This is a genomic window from Pseudomonas sp., from assembly GCF_050739995.1.
Taxonomy (GTDB): Bacteria; Pseudomonadota; Gammaproteobacteria; order Pseudomonadales; family Pseudomonadaceae; genus Aquipseudomonas.
Map to the genome: position 1 here is coordinate 1 of NZ_JBOICG010000271.1, position 1739 is coordinate 1739.

General features: G+C 57.2%; 2 protein-coding genes and 1 pseudogene. All 3 read left to right on the top strand.

The window, feature by feature from the left end:
- Positions 1-293 (top strand): annotated as a pseudogene (locus tag ACRESD_RS09225) (hypothetical protein); the annotation flags it as partial.
- 136 nt (positions 294-429) lie between these two features.
- On the top strand, positions 430-828 hold the full coding sequence (locus ACRESD_RS09230) for a DUF4398 domain-containing protein (RefSeq protein ID WP_431750631.1): 399 nt from the start codon (positions 430-432) through the stop codon (positions 826-828).
- Positions 829-838: 10 nt separating this feature from the next.
- Positions 839-1612 (top strand): OmpA family protein, encoded by a 774-nt coding sequence (locus ACRESD_RS09235; RefSeq protein ID WP_431750632.1) that lies wholly within the window; start codon positions 839-841, stop codon positions 1610-1612.
- Positions 1613-1739: the final 127 nt, after the last annotated feature.

The following is a 1739-nucleotide window of genomic DNA, read 5'->3' on the forward strand; positions in this document are numbered from 1 at the left end:
CATTTGATTTGCTCATCGTCAACAAAGCCCTGGCGTTGCCTTGCGGCGTTGACCTGCACGCATTCTGTCGAGCGCGACCGCATATTCGTCATGTGCTGTTTTACGAAAGCCCAGACGTCTCGCTTGAATTCGCACTGGCCGCTGCGACGCCACCTGCTCGTGTGTCAATCGCCAACCCGCCAGACGCCCGTTCGCTGGGTGCCCTGATGAACATGATTGATCCCCCCTCTCAGTGGGCCAGCCTGAAGTCACTGCCATGGCTGAGCGCTTCGGGCCAAGCGTCACCCATCTAGGAGAGATACCCAATGAGCCGTCAGTAAGACGCGGCGCATTGCCAGTGGGCAATGCGCTTGTGGATGCCTATTGCCTCGCGCCTTTGAGCGACGAGGGCTTCGAGCATGACTGTGTTTAGACCGTTTGGAGAATGTAATGAATAGAACCGTTATCTGGTCCGCTCTGCTTACCGCGACGTTGTTCGTCAGCGCCTGTGCCAGCACCCCACCACCGGATGAGCAGGTTTCCCTGGCAAGAAATGCCCTGAGTCGAGCGGTATCGGCGGGTGCGACTGAGTACGCCCCGCTGCAAATGAAGACGGCCCAGGACAAGACAGTTCTGATGGAGCGCGCACTCGGCGAGAAAAACTTTGCACAGGCCAAAGGCCTTGCTGAGCAGATCGAAGTCGATTCGGCATTGGCTGAGCGCATGGCACGCACCGCGAAGTCGCAAAAAGAGTTGCAAGCGGCCCAGCACGGTATTCAGGTCCTCAAGCAAGAAATGCTGCGGGCCCCCGATGCGGCTGTGAAGCCCGTCTCGACACTGTCCAACTGAGGAGTTTGCCATGCGTTTTTCTTTGTTGTTTCCGAGCGTTTGCGCCGTTGCGTTGGTGTTGACGGGGTGTGCTGCCACACCCGAAAACCCACAATTGATTGAGGCGCGCACGCTGTTTTCTGCGCTTCAGAGCAAACCTGAGTCGAGTACGCTCGCCGCACTGGATACCCAGGACGCCTTTAAGGCGTTGGGTAAGGCAGACCTGCTGTCCATACAGAACCGCCGCGACCCGCAAATCGATCAGTACGCGTACATCGCCAAGCAAAAAATCGCCCTGGCTGAACAGACGATTCTAGGGCGTAAGGCCGAAGCCGGCCTGAGCACCATCGACGTGCAGCGCACTCAGGTACAGCTGGATGTGCGAACCCAGCAGCTCAAAGCCCTGCAGTCGATGAAAGCCCAGCAGACTCCCCGTGGCGAGGTGATCACCTTCGGTGATGTGTTGTTCGATACCGGTAAGGCCAGCCTCAAACCGGGCAACCAACGCAATGTCCAGCAACTGGCCGACTTTTTGATCAACAACCCCGAACGCAAGGTGCGTATTGAAGGGTTCACCGACAGCGTCGGCTCTGATGCCTTCAACCAGCGTCTGTCCGAACGCCGCGCGCAAAGCGTTGCTTTTGCGCTGGAGCGCTTGGGCGTCGACATGAGCCGCATGATGACCCAGGGCTACGGTAAGGAATACCCAGTGGCCGACGATACGAGCGCGCAATCGCGCCAGTTGAATCGTCGTGTCGAGGTGATCATTTCCAACGGTGCCGAGGCGGTTGAAGGCCGCGGATAACGTTGTCAGGCACCGTTTGGCTCACTAAAGAGCTGCTGCCTTTCCTATAAGACGCAAGAGATAAAAACAAAATGAAAATGCTGAAAGCTGTTCCTGTGTTGCTGCTTGCAACTTCTGCCATCCATAC